This window comes from Psychrobacter sp. UBA3480 (assembly GCF_002377945.1).
Taxonomy (GTDB): domain Bacteria; phylum Pseudomonadota; class Gammaproteobacteria; order Pseudomonadales; family Moraxellaceae; genus Psychrobacter.
In genome coordinates this window covers 193387-215632 of record NZ_DFQV01000002.1, presented here as the reverse complement: position 1 = coordinate 215632, position 22246 = coordinate 193387, and the positions used below count along the sequence as shown (strand labels likewise).

Annotated in this window: 17 protein-coding genes; 10 read left to right on the top strand and 7 right to left on the bottom strand. The window is 39.4% G+C overall.

Going from position 1 to position 22246, the window contains the following annotated elements; genetic code table 11:
* Nucleotides 1–108 precede the first annotated feature (108 nt).
* Complete coding sequence (locus B2863_RS01485; protein ID WP_296207032.1) at nt 109–636, top strand: hypothetical protein; 528 nt, start codon at nt 109–111, stop codon at nt 634–636.
* 126 nt (nt 637–762) lie between these two features.
* On the opposite strand, the gene B2863_RS01480 is transcribed toward B2863_RS01485, so the two are convergent.
* The 3 genes from B2863_RS01480 to B2863_RS01470 form a co-directional block, all read right to left on the bottom strand.
* Nucleotides 763–1221: a hypothetical protein gene (locus B2863_RS01480; RefSeq protein WP_296207030.1), complete on the bottom strand. Its 459-nt coding sequence runs from the start codon at nt 1219–1221 to the stop codon at nt 763–765.
* A complete protein-coding gene (locus B2863_RS01475) occupies nt 1205–7660 on the bottom strand; it encodes a DUF637 domain-containing protein (protein ID WP_296207029.1) in 6456 nt (2151 codons plus the stop codon). Before B2863_RS01475 ends, B2863_RS01480 begins: the two co-directional genes overlap by 17 nt.
* A gap of 342 nt (nt 7661–8002) precedes the next feature.
* Nucleotides 8003–9763, bottom strand: a complete 1761-nt coding sequence (locus B2863_RS01470) for a ShlB/FhaC/HecB family hemolysin secretion/activation protein (protein ID WP_296207028.1) — start codon at nt 9761–9763, stop codon at nt 8003–8005.
* Between the two features lie 384 nt (nt 9764–10147).
* Between B2863_RS01470 and B2863_RS01465 the strand changes: the two genes are divergently transcribed.
* Both B2863_RS01465 and B2863_RS01460 read left to right on the top strand, forming a co-directional pair.
* On the top strand, nt 10148–10645 hold the full coding sequence (locus tag B2863_RS01465) for a GNAT family N-acetyltransferase (protein ID WP_288995747.1): 498 nt from the start codon (nt 10148–10150) through the stop codon (nt 10643–10645).
* A gap of 167 nt (nt 10646–10812) precedes the next feature.
* The gene (locus B2863_RS01460; RefSeq protein ID WP_288995745.1) at nt 10813–11013 is read left to right on the top strand and encodes a hypothetical protein; all 201 of its coding nucleotides are present in this window, start codon (nt 10813–10815) and stop codon (nt 11011–11013) included.
* A gap of 455 nt (nt 11014–11468) precedes the next feature.
* On the opposite strand, the gene B2863_RS01455 is transcribed toward B2863_RS01460, so the two are convergent.
* Nucleotides 11469–12026 carry a GNAT family N-acetyltransferase gene (locus B2863_RS01455; protein ID WP_296207022.1) on the bottom strand — a complete coding sequence of 186 codons (558 nt, stop codon included), beginning with the start codon at nt 12024–12026 and terminating at the stop codon, nt 11469–11471.
* A gap of 222 nt (nt 12027–12248) precedes the next feature.
* A complete protein-coding gene (locus B2863_RS01450; protein WP_296207021.1) occupies nt 12249–12923 on the bottom strand; it encodes a LysE family translocator in 675 nt (224 codons plus the stop codon).
* A 172-nt stretch (nt 12924–13095) separates the two neighbouring features.
* Between B2863_RS01450 and B2863_RS01445 the strand changes: the two genes are divergently transcribed.
* Nucleotides 13096–13536, top strand: a complete 441-nt coding sequence (locus tag B2863_RS01445) for a hypothetical protein (protein WP_296207019.1) — start codon at nt 13096–13098, stop codon at nt 13534–13536.
* Between the two features lie 198 nt (nt 13537–13734).
* Here the strand turns inward: B2863_RS01445 and B2863_RS01440 are convergent, their stop codons facing one another.
* Nucleotides 13735–14238 carry a GNAT family N-acetyltransferase gene (locus tag B2863_RS01440; protein ID WP_296207017.1) on the bottom strand — a complete coding sequence of 168 codons (504 nt, stop codon included), beginning with the start codon at nt 14236–14238 and terminating at the stop codon, nt 13735–13737.
* A 108-nt stretch (nt 14239–14346) separates the two neighbouring features.
* Nucleotides 14347–14931 carry an O-methyltransferase gene (locus B2863_RS01435; RefSeq protein ID WP_296207015.1) on the bottom strand — a complete coding sequence of 195 codons (585 nt, stop codon included), beginning with the start codon at nt 14929–14931 and terminating at the stop codon, nt 14347–14349.
* 197 nt (nt 14932–15128) lie between these two features.
* On the opposite strand from B2863_RS01435, the gene B2863_RS01430 reads away from it, so the two are divergent.
* From B2863_RS01430 to kdpC, 6 genes are all read left to right on the top strand, one after another.
* Nucleotides 15129–15665, top strand: coding sequence for a GNAT family N-acetyltransferase (locus B2863_RS01430; RefSeq protein ID WP_296207013.1), 537 nt, complete (start codon nt 15129–15131; stop codon nt 15663–15665).
* A gap of 155 nt (nt 15666–15820) precedes the next feature.
* Nucleotides 15821–16798 carry a DMT family transporter gene (locus B2863_RS01425; RefSeq protein WP_296207011.1) on the top strand — a complete coding sequence of 326 codons (978 nt, stop codon included), beginning with the start codon at nt 15821–15823 and terminating at the stop codon, nt 16796–16798.
* Between the two features lie 626 nt (nt 16799–17424).
* On the top strand, nt 17425–17505 hold the full coding sequence (gene kdpF / locus B2863_RS14660; RefSeq protein WP_084674193.1) for a K(+)-transporting ATPase subunit F: 81 nt from the start codon (nt 17425–17427) through the stop codon (nt 17503–17505).
* Nucleotides 17505–19217: a potassium-transporting ATPase subunit KdpA gene (kdpA, locus tag B2863_RS01420; protein ID WP_288998606.1), complete on the top strand. Its 1713-nt coding sequence runs from the start codon at nt 17505–17507 to the stop codon at nt 19215–19217. Before kdpF ends, kdpA begins: the two co-directional genes overlap by 1 nt.
* Nucleotides 19218–19337: 120 nt before the next feature.
* Complete coding sequence (kdpB, locus tag B2863_RS01415) at nt 19338–21476, top strand: potassium-transporting ATPase subunit KdpB (RefSeq protein ID WP_296207008.1); 2139 nt, start codon at nt 19338–19340, stop codon at nt 21474–21476.
* Nucleotides 21477–21497: 21 nt separating this feature from the next.
* Nucleotides 21498–22172 (top strand): potassium-transporting ATPase subunit KdpC, encoded by a 675-nt coding sequence (gene kdpC / locus B2863_RS01410; RefSeq protein WP_296207006.1) that lies wholly within the window; start codon nt 21498–21500, stop codon nt 22170–22172.
* Nucleotides 22173–22246 lie beyond the last annotated feature (74 nt).

Genomic DNA, 22246 nt, shown 5'->3' with positions numbered 1-22246 from the left:
AAAGAAGAAATCGGTAAACTATAGATGTTGCATTTTTACTGACCAGTATTTTAGACAATGTTAAAAGGCAAATACTATTAATTGACCTAATTCTATAGAGAATAACCGATGAAGTGGATTGTATTGGTGTGTGCGTTACCGTTATTGACCGCTTGTATGAGCATGAAAAATGTAAAAGAATTACCAAGCGAGCTGCTCTATCAGCCACCTATATCAGGTGCGAGCGCAACTGTCATGGGTAAAATGGAGCCACGACATACTAAGCTCGTTGGTGATCGTATTGCTTATATAATGGAGATTGATGGTAAGCGCGTACCTAAAGATAAAAAAGAGGCTTACAGCGACACTTGGGATAATGTCTACCCGATTACAACGGGTGAGCATACCTTGACAGTCACTTACCGTATGGCTGGGCACTATACGCAGCCGACTAAGATTATGTTTGATGCCAAAGCCAACATTAACTATCAGTTAGATTTCGCTACTGATATTGGTACTGCATGGTTTAGTAAAAACAGCTATGTTGACTTTTGGATAAAAGATAAAGCAACAGAAAAGCCCGTGACCGAGGTAGTGCAAACTGCGCCACCACCTGAGCCGAGGGTTATTTCCTATCCGATTATTATTAATAATTGATTTTAAAGAACTCTAGTATATACCCAGAGTTCTTTAAAAAGTTTTGACCTTTGAGCATAAAAACTTAAGTCATCTATCGATTTAATGTTATGAGCTTTCAATAAATTATATGATGCAGTATATTTATTACATAGACTCAATCGCATCTAATAAATTAGACAAAGTGCTCAAAAATCTACTTTTACTAACTGTAGCTCTTATAATTTCCTCATTCTCAATAAATTTTCCGAAGAATACTAAAACATCCTTTTCTTGATACACATAGAAGAGTGCATTTTGATTTGATAAATCGTAGAAAAGGACATCTAACTCTTCTACGTCATTCTCATAAACCTTTGTCTCATGATCATAAAACAGGCTATGAAGTTCTGTTAGATTTTTACCAGTCATATCTTTACGTAAAAACAATTCATTAGTACTAACAAATTCAATTTCTCTTTTTATATTTTTAATTAAGGGTAGAATATAATAGGAGTTATCTCGATAACTAATATTTACTGAATTTACTATGATATTCATAATAATGAAGTTTCCCTCTTTTTTATGTACATCGAAAGCAATCTCTTCTTTATTTCCAAAAATCATTTGATTTAACTCCACTAGGTATTACAAGTGGAACCTTTTTTCCACTTAGTGTTTTTCCGTCTTGAGAACCAGCCCAATGATAGCCAGTTCCATCGCCAGGAGTATCCTGAAACTGGTGTATATTATTGTTAGCATCTTTGGCATATCGGACTCCCTTATACTGCCTACTTGTCTTGAAAAGCTCTATATGATTAGGAGGTAATACGCTTTTGTTTTGGTCATATTTATTAACTCCTCCTTTTGGGTTATGATGACCTGGATCTTCATAATAGTCGGTTTTATATATTATGTTCTTTGTCGAAGGTTTAGTTGATGCCACTAAATCATCTGCTGGTCTTATTACACGAGAAACAGAAGCAAGAACTATATTGCCAGTACTAGGATGAGGTTTACCTACTACAACTCCTTTCATAATTCCTTTTAAATCAAAAGCAGAAAGATCCATTGACCCACGTTGCGAATTCATAACACTGTAGGGTTTTGGAGCTGTCGCAATTGGTTTAACTGCTGTAATACTGCCATTTTTTAGAATGTACGTCGCGCCTTTATAGGATACTCTTGCTCCTGTTTTTAAAGCTGGCAATATACTCAATAGTCCAGAAGGCGCTTTAACTATACTTGTTCCTATAAATACAGCGTCCAGCGTATTTATAGCGGACTCCATGCCCATACCATAGTTATTACTATTAGCCGCATGCATATTGTAGTTATCTGCTCTAGTCTGTAAGTCATAAGCAATGGCTAACTGAACAGCGAGCATTTTGTCATCTTGACTAGCGAATTGCTTTAAACCTGCGTAAGTATCAAGTGGGTGTATAAAGGGTTCACCAATTTTACCCACACTTACAGCAGCACCAACTAAACCACCCGCCGCTTGCTCAAGCAAAACAACTGCACCATTTAAAAACTTAGAGTTGTTCTTAGGTGTTTTTAAGGCATTGTTTTCAACTGCTATTCTGGCACTATTAGCTGCGACATCTACGTCTACATTAGTTAATAAAGCTAAAGATCCTGCGAGCATCTTAGAATAATCTAGAACTTTCCTCTCTTCATCAGCAGTTAGTAGTCTTGAATCATCAACCAGGTAATCGCCAAGCATTTCTCCAACTGCTGCACCAATAGCACCTGCATTACATTCCTGTTGTTTAGCACTTGCTGTTACACATCCAACACCAGCTGCTACTAGTTTGTGTGCGAGATTGTCGGCAAAGTCGTTGGAATCAAAATCTTTTACAAACTCACTATAAACTTCAACCGAAAAAACATCAACTAAGGAGCTACGCAAACTATCCTTTAGAGCATCTTCCAAGCTCACACCGTTGACCGCAGCATTAACAAATGCACCAGTCGCACCTTCGGCAACGCCATTTACCAACTTATTAGCAAAATCATTACTAGCCATTTGCGGTAAATTGAGCTTAGCCGTCAATCCAGCCGTCAATGCAGCGGTTGCTATATTGCGTATGGTATCGCTACTCGCCATATCTTTTAGCGTTTTACTAATATCACCCTTGTTATTAATGAGTGTAATAACGGCTTGCGTCTGTAGCGCAATACCAGCGGCATTAGTAGCTATCATGGATGCACTGAGACTGCTACCTGCTGGACCTGCGGCGACAGCGATTGCAATAGCGATCAAAGCCGCCGCTCCTGGCGTCAACCCTTCTTGTGTATAGTTCCAATTCTTTTGAATCAGTTCTACTTGTGCCCAGTTGATGTCATTAGTTTTATCAAGTGCTGCCAAATACTCATAACCCGGTTGCTTAGATAGATTGAGCGCGATTCTCCCTAAGTCTTCTTGGCTTTTTTGTATATTTGTCTTGGCTTTATTATTAGCGTCAACAGTAACATCAACAGGCACAGCTACTGTCACACCACCTGGTGAAGTGATGGTTGGTACTTGATTAAATTTAGGTAACGAGGCTGTAGTGACTACGCTGCCTTGGTCTACCGTCTTCATCCAAACCGTACTTTCTCTTTCTTGAGTATGAGTGGTTGTGATTTGATTGGTAATAGGCGCTAAGATTACTTTAGCGGCATCGTCTGCATACTTGCCAACACCAACTTTAATGTCAGCTGGCTTCAATGTGTCAAATACTGTACCTTGCAATAAAGTATTACTACCTGATTGAGTGTAAGCCTTGCCGCCTATCAAAGTAGTAGGCAATTGCGATAACTCTTGTCTAGTATCATTGGTATGGTCTTTATTATAACGGACACCTAAGAAGCTAGATTTTTTCTTAATATCAGTCGTACTCTCATCAACATCATCAATGGCGTATAAATATAGCCCTTTACCCGCTGATAGATTGATATTACCAGTAGATGCTGCTGTCAACTCTGAACCATAGATATTAATATTACCATCTGCAGTTAAACTGATGTTTTTTGCTTGAATATCAGTAGTGACTGCATTGCTGTTATTAGACGTCTTAGTCGTGGTCTTTACTTTTTTCTTACCATACCAGGACCGTGACGTGCTAGTGGTTTGTGAGCCATCCATAAAGGCGGCTTGAGCAGACTCAAGATTGACATCACCAAGTGCAGCATCAATACGGACATTACCATTAGTAGATTTTATATCAGCGCTGTTTAAGATGACGGCATTATTCGTGGTATAAGCCTTTAATGCACTGTTATAAGTATCTGAAGCTTGAGCTAGCTTACCTTGAGCCGATATTTTTATATCACCTTTTGCAACAAGGGTAGGTTGATTAATAAGCTGATGATAGGAATAGTTGGTCCCTGTGACATTGCCATTGCTTATACTTCCTTGTTGATAAATATTAGCCAGTCCAGTGATACGGATACTATCGTTATTAATCTCAGTTTTACTAATATTAGTAGTTGGATCAGTACCTACGATAGTAGTAGAAGCAAGGTTGCCTTCTGCTAATATACTTATATTACCATTGCGACTTATAACATCAGTACCCTCCATCAAAACGCCACCGTTTTTAGCAGTAATATTAATGGTATTATTAGCGTCTATATATACAGTATCATGCTCATAGCCTGAACTTGGTTTTTTAGATGTTTCTAAAATATTATTTAAATCAGTCAATATATTCTGTAATTTACTAAGTTGAATATTTTTACTTTGCACTGTCAAGCTGTTGTCTGACTTGACCCTCAATACTTCGCTATTAGCTTGCTTAATTTGATTAAGAATACTGTGATACCTATACCAAGATGTATAAGGTCCAGAACACAATAATGGACATTCTACCTTGGAAGTATATGGCGCCACTTCATTTTTAAAAGCTTTTAACTCCACACTACCATCAGTAGAAGTTATATTTATATTACCTTCTTTTTTTGTATAATCTACTGGTTTAGCGATGCCCATAAGTTCTGGAATGCCTGCAAACATATCATAAACTGGATATTTGCGTTGTATTATACTTCCTTCAATCAGTACCTCTTTGCCAGTTAGATTAATGTTACCATCAGTAGTTAAATTAACCCTATTTGTATTGAAGACGCTACCGTTTTGCTCTGGGTGTCCTTTTAGCCAAAGTCTACCATTACTAGAGTTCAGAGATAAATTTCCAGTTGTATTAAAAATTACTAGCTTAGGATCGATGGTTAGATTTGATTTACTACTAACAGTTAGGTCTCCATTAAGAGTATTCATTGAATTACCCTCCAAGGACTTTTCTGTATTTGCAGCAAGTTCTGCATTACCAATAGTATTCAATCTACTATTAATATTAAAAGCAATATCAGCATCAGAATTTATTATGACAGCCCCACCTGAAACACTCGTATTTTGATGGCTTTGAGTAGCATTACTGTCAATAGAGACTATTTGACCTGCTTTTAGCGTGGTATTACCCACTGTATGAGTGAGAGCTGTATTGCTATTTGCAGTACGAGCACCGTTAAAGACAAGCTGATTGCCACTATTAATGTTTAGGTGCTTATCAGCATCTACGGTACTGTTGTTGACCCGCATGAGATTGCCAGACTTCAAACTGGTTGAGCCCGTTGATTTAGTTTGACTGTCTATGACAGTAAGATAATTGGCAGCATCAACGATGATACCGTTACTGTTATCATTAGTGCCGTTAGTAGATAGTGTGTTCTTAATCAACGTGATGTCACCGTCACCAAAGGTATTATTAATACCAGCAGTGTTTTTTAGCGTACTAGCAGTATTGGTCTTTAGTACAATGCCTTGAGACTGAATATCATTATTGGTCAGCGTCAGGCTTTTATCACTGCGCATGACGGTATTACCAGTGCTATTTAGCGTGCTATTAATAACGCTAGTATTTACTTTTGAAGATATACTAGTGCCACCTATCTGTGCAATCTCTTTAGCAGCCGTCGTCAAATCATTGATTGTGGTAGTCGCCCCTGACTCGATAACTATGTTATCTGCTTTAAGGTTACTTGCTGTAATACCCACGTTATTACCAGCTGCCAAGATAGTGCTGTTGGCATTAGTGGTTAGCTTATTGACGTTTAGGGCTGATTGATTGGCGATAGCCGATACCGCGCCTTTAGTGCTATTAAGAGTGCTGTTGGTGATCGTAGTGGCTTTGCCTTGACTTGTGATATAGATACCGTCATTAGCATTGGCAGTGCTATTTAAGACGGTCGCTTGTTTGCCTTTAATCGTCAGCTGCTTACCGATTGTGATAGGCTGAATACTGTCTTTTAGGTACGCCAGCTCTCCCGCTTGCACAATAGCGTCGTTAGTAACGTTAATGCTACCGCTGTTGTCGATAAGAGCATTACCACCTGCTTGTAAGATAAGATTCTCAGCTTTTGATATAGTGGTGCCTGAGCTAACGGTGGCATTACGATTAGCACTAATGGTCAAGTTTTTTACAGCACTTACTTTACTGTTGTTACTAACGGTCGTATCAGCGGTACGAGAATTAATAGTGACATCACCGCTCCCAGCGACCGTCGCATTGTCAACCGTAGTACCACTTTTTGAGCTAATGTTTAATGCGGCAACGCCTACACTAGTGCTACTAGTGTCCAAAAGACGTACATAACGATCGGCATCAATAGAGACCCCACCGTTTGATGCGATAGCGCTTTTGCTATCGACTATCGTATCTAGGGTTGAATGCGTATAGATACTAGTTTGATCATCAACATTTTTATTACGAATATCTGAGATGTTTGATACTTTTAGACTACCCCCAGCATCGATATTTATGATATCTGGCATCAATTGTACAGCTGCTCCTGCACTATTCTTTCTAATAAGGCCTTTATTAAGGGTAATATCTTTATCGGCTTGCATATCAATCATGCCATAGCTACCAATAGTACCGCTGTGTTCAATACTACCTGTCGTGCCTGTGGCATTAATACTCAATAAACTGGTTTGGGCTTTGGTTGTCTGTATAGCACCTGTGTTCTCAATTTTTCCCGAGTTGGTGAGTACAATCTGCTGATTGGCTTGTATATTACCAGCGTTTCTAACGCCCAAGCCGTCCTCCGTACCGACAAGGTTAATAGAATTTGCGTAGATACCACCAAGCGTACTGACGTCGACTGCCAAGGTTGGGGCAGTTCCTGTCCCAGTGATCTTAGTCGCTGCGCCCGTATCATAATCGACAGTGTTGCTGCCAATAACCATATCAACATCTTGATTGGCATGAATCTGGCCATTGATAGTGACGGCGCGTGCTAGGACATCTATATAGTTGGCTTGGTTCTTGTTTTTGCCATCATAGAGGTCACCGCCTAGTGCATTACCTGTCGCCGCATTATCAAATTGAATTTGTCCTTGCTTGACATCAAAGCCCATTAGATTTCCTGCACTATCAATCTTAGGTGTACCAGTCGTCAACGTCGCACGATTAGCATTGATGAACCCACCACCTTGTATCTGCAAACCCGATGGACTTGCAATGATGACGTCTGCGCGTTGTCCAGCAATCTCAAGATTGCCTTGAAACTTGGCTGGCGCATTGCTACGGACTTCGTTCAGAATCGTATTGGCAGCATTTTTCGCTAGATACTGGTTGCCTGCGATAGCTCCAGCTAACTGAGTGGTAGCACCACCTATACTGTTGTTCAGGATGGCACCGTTACTGCCAATATCGAATTGGTTATAGGTATTATGAGATAAGCCGTTGCTGTTAGGCGTGCGGATATTAACAATAGGCGTACCATTGGCTGCTTTTAAAAGCGCTGCTCGTTGGTTGACAGGAACACTACTGGCCGTATTTTGTATGGCAGAGGTTGCCGCTTGTACTTGCGTATAGACCATGCTTTGACAGCATAGAATCGCCATGGCCAAACGATGATAGGAGACGTTGATACCCGAGTGAGACTCTGACTTTGCGGCAGGAGATTTTTTGCCATTACTATTACCTGCTTTTTTATTTTGACTCTTGGTCACTTCACTAACAACCATCATCATGCCACGGGCTTTGTTAAACACTACTCTATAGCATTGCTTATTCATCTCAGGAATCATCCTTGAAAGTTGATAAATGTCAAAAAATGTAAGCAATTGTATCTACAAACTATTGTAAAGACTAGCGTTATTTTTATAAATTTTCTAGAACTAATAAAAGCGGTTTTCTTAATAAAAAATAGGTATTCTAAATCCTGATTTAGTAAGTAGGTTGGCTATAAAATATTGATATTAATCAAATTAGTGCATTTAACAAAAAAGAGTGGTTGATGACTAAGCAATCCTACAAGTACCGTTGGCAAAAATAAAGAACTGGTTATCTTATGATAGCCAGTTCTTTATTTACATTAGAGTTTAAAGAAAGTTTACTAAGGATTGCCTAGCAAAAATCTAGTTGTATATCGTCACTCTAAAGCCGCCGGTTGCGTCTTTATCGATTGATCGAGGTGCTTGAATACCTTTACCAATAAAGCCATCTATACTTATATTGCTTGCATATAAACGAGCCCCGACACTGGTACTCATAAGATAGTTCCCTGCTAAGTATTCGGTACTATCACCACCTACCCAGCCTTGGTCTAGTGTCATATAGGGCATCAAGGTAACTTGTCCTGTGAGTGGTACGATCCGAGCCATTTCTTGCTGTAGCAACATACCGTTTTCGCCTGACAAGCTTTGCTCATCGCTCAGTCCCTTAGTAGTGTATCGTCCACCAACTATAAATCGATCTTGAGGCGTTAATGATTGAGGACTATATTGTCCACGCCATTGAAGCGCATACTGGTAGGAGGATTTATCTATGTTGAATGGGTGTCTTAAGCTTACCTGCGCACTCCAGATGCTTGGTTGAGATTCAGCCTCGCTGATAAAACTCTCAGGTGCTTTTATAGCTGAGAACGCTCCCGTACCTTTTTGATACTGCAAGCTTGCCGTTATATCTCCTAAAGATGTTTGGCGCTGGTGATCAATACCTGCTTTCCATCCAGAAGTACGACGTCTTTGTACTTCAATTTCTTGATCGTCAAAGTAATTTTTTGAGTTTTTATGATAACCCTCTAAGCTGGCACTAGTTTTAGAGTAATGATCTCTATGGATCAGCCTTTGTAGCTCAACTGAGCTTTGATTAGATTTACCCTTATAAATAATGTCTTGATTTAGACCAGCCAAAGTTTGATTAAAGTCATAATCACTGTAGAGCAATTGCAATTGCCATTTTTTGTAAGGATAACGATAATTGATATACAAACTACTATTATTAGAAAGCTTGTCTGTATTGTTCCAAGGATCAATAGAGTGAGTATAAGACAGGCTTAACGCATCATTGGCACTCAGAGGGTTATCGATGCTAGTTGTCACTGTGCCTTGGTATTTTCCAGTGTCCACGCTTCCTGAGTCATCTATACTAAGTTGCCATTGTATGGGCGTGGTGCGTTTTTGCGCGACGACCAAATCACTACTACCGTATTGCTCATTATCAATCGTACTAACACTTGGTATGATATCGATGTTGGTGATTGCCGATTGAGGCAAGCGAAAGTTCTCTAAGCTGGTTTCAATATCTCTTAAATTGATGAGATCGCCTTCTGAAAGCGTGAGCGCATTGCTAATATTCGTTTTTGGGTGACCGTCTTCAGATCGCCATACCTTATTGAGTCGCCCTGGTATGATCGTGATATTAAGCACACCACTCGTCAAGTCTTGAGGCTCAATAGCCGCTTGAGTGGTGATAAAACCTTGCTTGATTAGCTCATTTTGTACGTTACGCATCGCATAATTTAAGCCCTTCTGACCAATACAATGACCTAATATGGATCCTTGCCCATATTTTATAGGACCTAAAATAGTAGAGAATTCTCTTTTGAGTCTAGGGTCGTCAGGCAGTTGTAGATTAACCTGGTAGATATTAAAGCAAGGGCTTTCACCGAGCGGTGGTTGTTTCAAACTAGTGTCTGGCGTCGACTCACTTAGATTCACAAAAGGCTTGGAGGTTTTATCTTCGAAACTCTCAAGTCGCTGTTGATATTGATTGTATTGCTGCTGCTCTATTTGATTCAGATCAGATTGGGCGTAGGCGTGACAGGTAATACCACCTAGGCTACATAATTGAATGCTTGTTATCAAAACAGGTTTTAGATGATTCGCAAATGACATGATTTTTATCTAGCATAAGAAAAATAAACAATAATTGTATCTTACTTATGCCCCATTTTAACCTTACTATACTAGATTTTTTAAATAAATTTTAATTGACTCTTAGGAGTAAGGTTGTCAGATAATCATTTTGTCGATTATAGTGATGATAGAAAGTGATAGTGCTTGCTGTTCCCATAACGGTGGTTATGTCAAGGTAGCTTACTTCAGCATGAGGCCTAATATGCAAAAAGTCACTACCAAAATAGATTTGCCAGAAACTAACTGTATCCGATTCGATGAATAAGCTTTAGTCTTTGATAATCTCAAAACTATTTAGAGACCTCAGATGATGCATTTTGCTACGCTGTGGTATTACCCTAATATTTAACTATGGAGTGCCACATGTTTTTTATACGGAAAGCAGACCAGAATGATGCATCAGATATTGCCCATATACACTTTGAAAGTTGGAGTGCTACGTATTCGAACCTTTTACCCGAAACGTATAAAAACAAAGAAAATAACTTATCTCAAAAAATGGAGATGTGGGGAAAAATATTACCTAGCCCTGGTGTGAACACATGGGTAGCATATGATACTGAGAATACCACTGTAGGGTTTATTTCTTACTTTAAGAAAGATCATGAGTGTGAAATAACCACTCTATATCTTTTACCTCAATATCAGAATTTAGGTATAGGTACTAAGTTAATTAATGCAGCTTTGATTGATGCTTTTCAGTGTAATATATGCTCTAGTCTATCTTTATGGGTTTTACAAACCAATCTATCTGCGATTAGTTTCTATAAAAAATTTGGTTTTGAGTCTGATAGCCAATGTCATGAAGAGCTATACGAGGGCACCAAAATAACAGATGTCAGAATGATAAAAACACTGTAATATCTGTTATTTTAAGCATACCTTTTCCTATACTGTCTCAAACTATCTTGGGACGGTTTAGTGATAGAGTACCCTGGCTCTGGCTCTGGCTCTGGCACTGAAACTAAATAGATTAAGTAAAGCTTATAGCTACCTATTATTAATAAAAATCATAAGAAGAGATTGATATGCCAACCTTTATAGTTGTAGATAATGGAATTGTTAATCTATCGGAAGTTAAACAGATAACTGCGGATAAAAAGCGACTTACAATCACATTTCATTTAGGGTTTTGGAATGGTAATGCGTTCAAAAGATGTACTGATAGCCAGCACTTTGAAGAAGTTTTTGAAAGTATAGTAACTAAGTTAGAAGCTGAGCGTATTTGAATATCTATGGTGAAGTAAATAGATGCTCTCAGTGGTTCAGCTTCCTAAGGAGGGTTTGAAACCAATATTCAAGCAATTAATATTTATATAATTGCTTATAGGTAGTTAATGTCAATTTACATCACATTTTAATTATTGATTAAATTTCGAGGATTTTTGTTTTGCATTAAAAAATAATTTATGTATAAAATATCAACTTATGATGAGTTTTGAGAATGCAGCCATGGAAAATAAGAAGTTTTTTTTACGTGCTTTATGAGTTAGTAGTCTAATTTTTGTATTGACTGTCCTAGTTGTGGTTAGGTTCTTTTAATACATCCTAGTGGTTGAACTTCTGTATGTATATCCAAACTAGTACTTGTATTAGTGGCTTGTCTTATGATCTAAGCACGCAACAATTATTTGCCATAAGACCTGTTATGGGAATCAATGAATGAGGTTTTTTCATACACTAATTATCTTCTGTCTTCTATCCAGTCTTTTTGAGTTATTTTATATAACACATGTTCGGCGAGTGGATGTGAAAAATCTATAGCGGGATGAAGCCAGTTCTTTCCTGTATCTCTCATGCCTAAACGTTCCATGACTAGCTGTGAACGTCTGTTTGTACAAGAAGTTATTGATACTACTTCCTTAAGCTTTAGTTCTTCGAAGGCAAACTTTAAGGCGGCATTTGCAGCTTCCGTTGCATAGCCATAGCCCCAAAACTTCTTACGTAATCTCCAACCTATTTCAACGCAAGGGTTGAATGGGAAGTCGTATTGGGGTTGGTGTAAGCCCACAAAGCCAATAAACATATCATTATCTTTTAAGCTCGCTGCCCAAAACCCCCAACCTTTTTCCTCTATAAGAGCTTGGCACTTGAGAGCCATAGCATCACTTTCTTTTACTGACAGTAACTTAGGAAAATACTCCATGACCTCTTTATTAGCATTCATTTCAGCAAATGGTTTAAAGTCAGTTTTTTGCCACTGTCTTAAATAAAGGCGGTCTGTTTCTATTATTTTTTGCATATCTACTCTACGTCTTTTAAAAAGTTATTTATAAAAATAAGGGTGGCCTCTTAGTGAAGAGCTGAAATTTTTCTTGTAGGCTAATGGTATTAATAGTTTGGCTAACTGGCATAGCTAGCGATATATTGTCTGGCGTTTTTCCCCAGCTTTATTTTCATATTTGCTAGCAACAGTCTCGAAAATATCAATTATTACCATTTCATATTTACTAGAGAGTATCTTCTAGACAGTGAACATCACACTTGCAAACAATAGAACAGAAATGAACATTAATGTTACGCCGCCGATTTTTGTAATTAAGTATAGGTTATCTTGAGCTTTCCATAGATATCGACTGGCTAAAGCAAATGCTTCTGCGTAGCAAAAATGGATCAGTAAGACCAACAGGCAAAAAGCTGAAGCTAAAATCAGAAATTGAGAAAGATAGGTTTGCTCAGTATCGATAAATTGCGGAAATACAGCCATAAAAAATAAGATAGGTTTTGGGTTGGAAAGAGAGGTTAGCAAACCTTCTTTGAATAACCTACCAGCACTTGTACTACTCACATCTAACGTGTTGCCAGAATCTAGGACAAATAATTTTCTTTTTCCAAAGGCCATTTTAAAACCCAAGTAAAATATATACATTGCGCCCAACAATTGAATGGCCAAGAACATTTTCTTTGATGTTGCGATCACTAGTCCAATACTAGTAGCTGAGACAATAGCCACGCCTAGCATTCCTAGAGAGATACCTAAGATGCCATAAGCGGTCTTTTTTCGACCATGCGTGAGGGAGTTTGTAATACTTAGAATGACACCGGGGCCTGGGCTAGCAATAGTGGCAGAGGCTATAAGGATATATAGGGCAATGTTATTCATTAAAATACGACTACCAGAGTAAGCTTTTGTTGGCATTCTAGCATTTAATTGATATTTTAAACTATACTTATTTTAGAAAGGACAGTCATTCCGAAAAACGAAAGAGCATACCCTTTGTATGTACTGATCTGGATAAGGTTTGCGTATTTAGTCCAGCAGCTGAGTTTTAAACTAGTATTAATGGCAGTAAAGCTTTTGGGAGAATTAAATGATTTATTTTCGAGATAACGAGTCTTGGGTTCAATTTGGTCAGCAAAGATTGGATGACCCTGGCATAGTTGTTATAGACTTAACGGGCTGTAAGAGTAAAGAAGATTTCACTTTGACAATAGGGAAGGTATTGTACGGATCTTACAGCCCTAAGCTAGTTACAGGTAAAAGCCTAGATGCGCTTACAGATGTAGTATCAGATTATCTGATTGAAAACTGGTTAAAATGGAAAGAAGTTTACATTATTGGATGGAAGTACTTTACTGATAAACATCCTATTTTTTCGCAATATATGTTGTCTTCTTTTGTGAACTCCTACATTAAAAGTCTTTCAGGGGAATTACAACTAGTTGAATGGGGAGAAAGAAATTTTCAAGATTTGTACCTCTTAGAAGCATTGACAGACGCAAGACCAAAATTTTTTTTGGTATTGAATTAACATATGAACTTTTTAATGGGTAAAAACAGTAGGTAGCCAGCAATTCAAATACGATAGAATATATATGCTAAGTACACCGTCATTATCTTAATAATTTAACCTATTGGCATATATAGCTTGCAGCCGAAGGTTCAAGTCCTCACTAGGGAACCGAACCAGTAAAAGCTCTTGGTTGGTTCGCCATAGTTATACTCAGCATCATCCATTTTTAGTTTTTCGAACTCTTGCCATTTGATAAACATTAACATACTCGCCATTACGATAAGCATAATCCACCATTTCACCTTCTATCAGAAAACCCAAACTTTTATATAAGGCAATGGCTCCAGTGTTATCAGTATAAGCAGTAATCTCAATACGTCTTATATCCAGCCAATTATCGGCCAAATCTAGCGCTGCGGTTATAAGCGCTCGTCCCACACCCTTTCCTTGTGATGTGGCTTTTACGCTGACCCCAAAGCTTGCTACATGACGTCGACGTTTTGATATCATGGTTTCAAGCCCCAGAACTCCCACTACTTCATTTCCAATCGCAGCCACCAATATATGCATATTGTCAGGTATATCCGCCAGCCGTTTTCGCCATAGGGTCTTTGATGGCATAGGCAATTGCAAAGTGTTTGCATATACGGCGTCATCGGTATGAATGGCTTGCAACGCTTCTGCATCTTCTGGCTCAGCATGACGGATTTCGATTTTCATTATACTTATCCTTAAATATGAATCATTGTGTGATTAGCGTGTCGACTTTAGTAGTGCCGCGAACATTTTCAAATATTTAACTTTTAATTTAGACCAATTGGCAGCGTCCTACCATTTTTTTAGCGCCACGAACTCACCCTTACCAATGGGAGCTAAGTAGGTGTGAAACTGTGAATTACCATTGAAATAATTAAAAACGCCTGTCATTTCCTCCTTATGAGAGACTGCATTATCAAATACAATGATGCCTTTTGTCCTAGTTAACCGTATTACATCCTCCAAGATATCTAAATACAATTTTCGATCCATATCAACAAAAACCAAGTCAAAGCTTTTATTCATTTCTGATAAGATCATGGGTGCATCACCCTCAATAATCTTAATCCTATCTACTAAGCCTGTACTTAAAAAATTCTCCCTTGCAGCGCTAACCTTCTTAGAATCGTTTTCTATTGTGGTGATCTGAACGGCTTCATCAGTACATAATGCTAACCAAGCAGCAGAATAACCATTTGAAGTACCTACCTCTAATATTCTTTCTGCTGATGTGATTTGAGCCAGCAGTCCTAAGAACTTACCTGTATCTGGCGTTATATTGAGGTACTTATCAATTTTATTGATAGATTTTGAGTCGTTAATCTGACCTTTCATGTATAGTTCATTTAAAAAGCTTTCAATATCTATGTCATTCATTTAAGTAAAACTCCTCAATTATTAAGACAGTTCAGAATCCGTTTTAGTCTCGATCTTACTCCAGGCCCTTTTACTAATCCCACTATCAAATCTTTATCACCCTGTCTGGTCAAAAATCCTAATAAACTATTAGTTGTATACCCTTACTTTAGCGTTCTGCTAATATGATGAGCGGTTAATTTAAATAAGGATTAGTGATGATATATTTGGAACCATTTATACCTGATGACTATGCTTTTTTAAATAGCTGGATTAGTAATAAACATGAATTGATTCAATTTAGCGGTGGTATTTTTCAACACCCTATTGATAAAGAGCAAATAAAAGAATATTTAAACGATAGCCGAAGGTATTCATTTAAAGTTACTTTCACAGAAAGTCATGATAATGGGTTACTAAACACCCAAATTATAGGGATGGCAGAAATTTATCATGAAGATAATAAGACTTCTAAGCTATGTAGAGTGCTGATTGGTCATCCTGATATGCGAGGTCAAGGTTTAGGTAAAGAAATCATACGGCTATTATTGAACAAGGCTTTCAATGATATGGCGTGTGAATACGTGCATTTGAATGTATATGATTGGAATGTGGGGGCTATTAAATGCTATGAGCAAGTTGGCTTTGTCAAAAACCCGCTGATAGATCAACATATAATGGTTGATGGTAAGCAATGGACGACTATTAATATGTCTATTGATAAATTTAGGTGGCAGTCTATTATCTCTGAATAAATGTTATTAGTTTTAATCGAACCACCTGGGAATTATCGGAGACTCAACATTCTGAGAGACAGCTGATACTATCAGCCTACAACCAAAATTTCAGGTCTCCACTAGGATGCCACCCTTATTTTTATAAATAACTTTTAAAAAGACGTAGCGTAGATATGCAAAGTAAAGCACCTGATATACAGAAATCTACATCGCCGAAAGTTATCAATCCTACAATTTTTGGTATCTTACTAGCAGCAAGCTCAGCATTATTTTTTGGCATTGGTGCTCCAGTCACGAAAGCCCTAGCTTCTGCTGATATGACTGCATTACAGATTAAGCAAGCTAGAATGACAGTAGCTGCATTATTATTACTATTACTAGTCCTATTTAAATACCCTAAACAATTACTAGTAGCTCGTTCAGAGTGGCTTATGCTAATAAGCTTCGGTCTACTTGCCTTTTGTATTAATCAATTTCTTTATACAGTCGCAGTTTCAAGAGTACCCGTAGGTATTGCCCTATTATTAGAATACCTTGCTCCAGTACTAATCATTTTATGGATAAGGTTTGTTCGAAATATATCTTTTCCACCAGCTATATGGATAGGCGTGGCGTCTGTTTTGATAGGCTTGTTCATGGTAGGCGAAGCTTGGTCAGGGTTTCATTTAGACGTAATTGGTGCCGTCGCAGGATTAGGGACAGCAATTGCTTTAGCTGCAAGGTTCTTACTATCGGAACATGGTCTAAAAACTCATAAACCTCTTGTACTAATAGCTTTAGGTACGTCTATAGGTTCAATTGCTCTCAACATTTTGAGTCCTATAACCAGCTTTCCTTGGCGATCTGTTGTACATGATGCTGCTATGATTGGTAACCTATATGTACCATTATGGGTATTACTAATCTGGCTGTCTGTAGTATCTACTGTTTTTGCCTATCTAGCAGGCATAACTGCGCAGCAGTACCTAGCGCCAGCAGTTGTAAGTCAAATTGCGACCTTAGAAGTTATTTTTGCTACTGTTTTCGCAGCTTTACTTTTAAGCGAGAACTTATCTGTAATTCAAGTGATAGGTGCCATAATAATGCTTACGGGTATACTATTAGCACAGCTCATGGTCGCTAAATATAAAGCTAGGAAACTTAAAGAATAAAATATATATATTTATCTATTCGAGAATATCTTCTTAGAAGAGCCACTCAATGAGGGGCTTTTTTCGTTACTAATTCAGCTGGCTAAAACCGCCTCAAATCCATTTACCATAATGCACCTTCATAGGAACAACAGGCATTATTGTTAAGCCGCCTAATCAAAATAACCCAAGTTTGTTTGTACGGATTTGACAGCAAGAGTCAGCTTTGAGTGATGCACTATATTCCGATTTTCTTAGTCATGATAAACTCCTCATTGAGTCACTAGTTTACCAAGTTTATCTCTACAGTTTCTTTATCATTACTCAGTAAGCATGTCATATAATTCTGTGAGTAAATTATTCAGCATAGTTGATAGTCATTGCGCTGCTTTAAAATCTGCGCTGACATACTATAAAAACGTCGGGTGCTATCCTCGCTTTGCGCCAACACTCTCTGCGTAAACTTCAGTATTATCTGCCTATCTACTAGCTAACTCTCATCTTTATACTTTCTTTATATCCTGCCTATTTATCTTAATAACACTTTTATACTTCTCTCAGCATACTAATGACATTATCCAATGAGCAGCAAGGTCTTAGTAATCTTGCGGCAATTAATTGACTGATCTTGGTGTTAGGAGAGTGCTATGGAAGTATTTTCAGGGCTTATCGCCCTAGGTTTATTTGTCTATTTGCTATACGTACTGATTAAACCGGAGGCGTTCTAATGACCATCCAGGCTTTATCTCAGTTGATTATTTATCTTCTCATTTTATTTACTTTGGGCTATTTTTTATCCGGTTATATCCTGCAGCGTATGCAGGCACCAATATCCCGTCTTGAATCACGCGGTTTTACTGCACTCGGTATGCTTGGACGAGATAGCAAAGGTAATGTTGCGTCGGGGATGAACTGGAAACAGTATGTACTGGCTATTGTCTTATTTAACATCATTGGCTTTTTGGCGCTATTTATATTGCAACTGGTGCAAGGCAATCTACCGCTCAATCCGCAAGCGATGACCGGCGTCACTTGGGACTTGGCCATGAATACGGCCATCAGTTTTATGACTAATACCAACTGGCAAGCTTATGGTGGCGAAAGCACGATGAGCTACCTCACCCAAATGCTAGGTATGTCACTACAAAACTTTTTGTCAGCAGCAACAGGTATTGCCGTCGCTTTTGCCTTAATGCGTGGCTTGGTATTTAAGAAAAGCGCTCACCTTGGTAATGCGTGGATCGATTTATGGCGCTGTAATATTTATATCCTACTACCAGTTGCGACCATTATCGCGCTTTTATTAATGAGCCAAGGCGTCGTACAAACCCTATCGATTTATATGGACGTGCAAACGCTACAAGGTGACATCCAAACTATCGCGCTAGGGCCAGTCGCGTCACAAGAAGCGATTAAAATGTTGGGTACTAACGGTGGTGGTTTCTTTAATGCCAACTCTGCCCACCCCTTTGAAAATCCAACGCCTTTTTCTAATTTAATTCAGATGCTCGCTATTTTTCTTATTCCTACCTCAATGTGTTTTTGTCTCGGTAAGATGAGCGGCAACCTGAAGCAAGGGGTGGCGATATTAGCAGCCATGACCCTATTGTTCGTTGGTATGTATTCATTAACGGTGAGTAGTGAGCTTGCTGGTAATCCTTGGTTAACATCACAAGTGTCAGGGCTAACCGCCGCGGATGTTAATGGCAATATGGAGGGTAAAGAAGTGCGCTTTGGTATTGTGGCTTCATCGTTATTTGCCACCATCACTACTGCGGCATCATGTGGTGCGGTAAATGCAATGCATGACTCATTTACGCCGATGGGCGGCTTTGGTTTGATGTTACAGATGCAGTTAGGTGAAGTGGTATTTGGCGGTGTTGGAGCAGGATTATATGGCATGTTGCTATTTGCAATATTGGCGGTATTCGTATCAGGACTCATGATTGGACGGACGCCAGAATATCTCGGTAAAAAAATTGAACCATTTGAGATGAAAATGGTGGTATTAGCATTACTGGCAGCACCCACTATGGTGCTAATGGGAACGGCGATTAGTGTGATGACTGCAAGCGGTCAAGCAGGGATTTTTAATCCTGGCGCTCATGGTTTTAGTGAAGTGCTGTATGCCTTTAGCTCTGCTGCCAATAATAATGGTTCTGCTTTTGCAGGATTGGGGGCCAATTCGGTCTTTTATAACACTATGCTTGGGCTTGCGATGGTGGTTGGGCGTTTTGGGGTCATCATTCCAGTATTGGCTTTGGCAGGATCGTTGGCGAAAAAACCAAGGCTTGAAGTCAATAGCGGTACTTTACCGACGACTACGCCATTATTTGTGGGTCTATTAGTCGGAACCGTGCTGATGATTGGCGCATTGACTTTCATTCCTGCGTTAGCGCTTGGACCTATTGTAGAGCATATATGGATGATGAAAGGTTAGCCGCTGCCTATTTATCTAGACTTTAGCAAATTTGGCAAAGTTGATAGATTTGATAAATAGGCACTTACCTTGTTAGTGGTGAATTGCCCCCTTTTTATGATTATGTTAGGAATAAAGACCATGAATGTTTCAATAGATACTAATAATAAAACCTTAGATGTGCCGCCTCAACAAGAGCCTGATAACTCTGATTTACCCGAAAAACCTTCCCAAGGCCTCCTAAATCCGGCGTTGATTAAACCGGCGCTAAAAGATGCGTTACTCAAGCTTGATCCTCGCGTTCAGTGGCGTAATCCCGTGATGTTCGTCGTTTATATCGGCTCATGGTTGACGACCATATTGGCCATTAACATGTTAATCCAAGGTCAAACGGGACTGGTCTTTACCTTATTAATTACATTTTGGCTATGGTTTACCTTATTGTTTGCCAACTTTGCTGAAGCCTTAGCAGAAGGTCGCAGTAAAGCGCAAGCATCGAGTCTTAAGCAAGCACGTCAAGATGTGCAAGCACGTAAGCTTGCTGGTAGCGACCGATTATCCGCTGCTACTATGGTGCAGGCGACTGAACTTAATCAAGATGATATTGTCTTAGTGCAAATGGGAGAAATTATTCCAGCGGATGGTGAGGTGATAGAAGGTCTTGCCTCAGTTGATGAATCAGCCATCACCGGTGAATCCGCTCCCGTAATCCGTGAAAGTGGCGGTGATTTTAATGCCGTCACTGGCGGTACTAAAGTCTTGTCTGACTGGCTAGTGATTCGTATTACCCAAGCGCCAGGGCAAGGATTTTTAGATCGTATGATTGCCTTGGTAGAAGGTGCCAAACGTACTAAAACGCCCAATGAGATTGCCCTGACTATTTTGCTTATTGCATTAACCCTGATATTTCTAATGGTTTGCGTCACCCTGTTGCCATTCTCTCAGTTTGCAGTGCTCGCATCAGGTCAAGGCGAACCCATCTCTATTGTTATTTTAGTCGCATTACTGGTCTGCCTTATTCCAACAACGATTGGCGGTTTATTATCGGCTATTGGCGTAGCAGGTATGAGCCGTATGATGCAAGCCAATGTCATTGCGACCTCTGGACGTGCGGTAGAAGCTGCTGGCGACGTCGATGTACTATTGCTCGATAAGACCGGCACTATTACTTATGGTAACCGTCAAGCTTCTTTATTTCTGCCTTCTAACGGTATTAACGAGAACTTGCTAGCTGAAGTGGCATTGATTAGCTCGCTAACCGATGAGACGCCCGAAGGTCGCAGTATCGTCAAACTGGCCCAAAGCCGTTTTGATATCGATGAGAATGTCTGGAAATCAAAGCCATTTAAAACTATCGAATTTACCGCACAAACTCGCATGAGTGGTACCGATATTGAGCAACGCCGCATCCGTAAGGGCGCTTATGATGCCATTGTAAATTGGGTGACAGAACAAGGCGGTGCGCTACCGAGTAATTTGGAGCAACAAGTAGAAGAAGTGGCGCGCCGTGGTAGTACACCATTATTAGTTGCAGATGGTCAGCAGATATTAGGCGTTATCGAGCTCAAAGACGTGGTCAAATCTGGTATCAAAGAGCGCTTTGCTGAATTGCGAAAAATCGGTATTACTACCGTGATGATTACTGGTGACAACCCTTTAACGGCTGCTGCTATCGCTGCTGAAGCTGGGGTTGATGACTTTATGGCGGAGGCTACCCCAGAACAAAAACTTGAATTGATTCGTAGTTATCAGCGCCAAGGTAAGCTGGTGGCGATGACTGGTGATGGTACCAATGACGCGCCAGCACTTGCCCAGGCTGATGTTGCCGTTGCTATGAATAGTGGGACTCAAGCGGCCAAAGAAGCGGCAAACATGGTGGATTTGGACTCAAACCCGACCAAGCTTATTGAAGTGGTGCAAACCGGCAAGCAGATGCTGATGACCCGTGGGGCGCTGACGACTTTTAGTTTGGCTAATGACGTCGCTAAATACTTTGCGATTATTCCAGCAGCTTTTGCTGGTACTTATCCCGCCTTAAACGTTTTAAATATTATGCATTTGGGCAGCCCAAAGAGTGCTATTTTATCAGCGGTTATTTTTAATGCTTTAATCATTGTATTTCTAATTCCACTAGCGCTGCGAGGGGTAAAGTATCGTCCAGACTCTGCTATTAACCTATTGCGCCGGAACCTCTTGATATATGGATTGGGCGGACTACTGCTACCCTTTGTGGGTATTAAACTTATCGATATACTCATTAACGTATTGCACCTGGTCTAACCATTCACAAGGAATATTACTATGCACACTCATTCTCACCCAGATACCAACACTAAGCCATCAGTGCAAGATGCAACAGATAGCAGCAACGCATTAAATGACGCTGCTACTCATATGCCAATGCTCAAACCTGCTATATTGCTATTTATATTATTAGGTATCATTTTAGGTTTATGCTATCCATTACTAATGACGGGCGTCGGGCAAGTGACTATGCCCAATCAGGCAAATGGTAGCTTAATAGAAAAAGAGGGACAATTAGTTGGCTCTGCGCTTATCGGCCAACAGTTTGATCAACCACAATATATATGGACACGACCTTCTGCTGCTGGTGACGGTTATGATGCCACCCAATCTTCAGGTAGTAATTTGGGACCTTTAAATCCTGAACTTACCAGCAATGTTGAGGCGCAAGTGCAAAAGCTTAAGGCTGCTGATCCACAGAATAAAGCGCCGATTCCGATTGATTTGGTAACCATGTCGGGAAGTGGCTTGGATCCACATATCTCACCTGCGGCTGCCCAGTGGCAAGCAAATAGAGTGGCAAACATACGCGGAATAAGTGCTGAACAAGTACAAAAAGCAATCGACGATAATACCGATAGTAAGCAGTTTAATATCTTTGGAGAGCCGCGTGTCAATGTGCTGGCCGTTAACTTAGCTTTAGACCAGATATCTACTCTCCCAGTTAAATAGTAAGACAGTATTAAACAACACTACCGGATTAACCAAAAGCCGCCACTTTAATTTACTTTTATTTAAGAGCTATC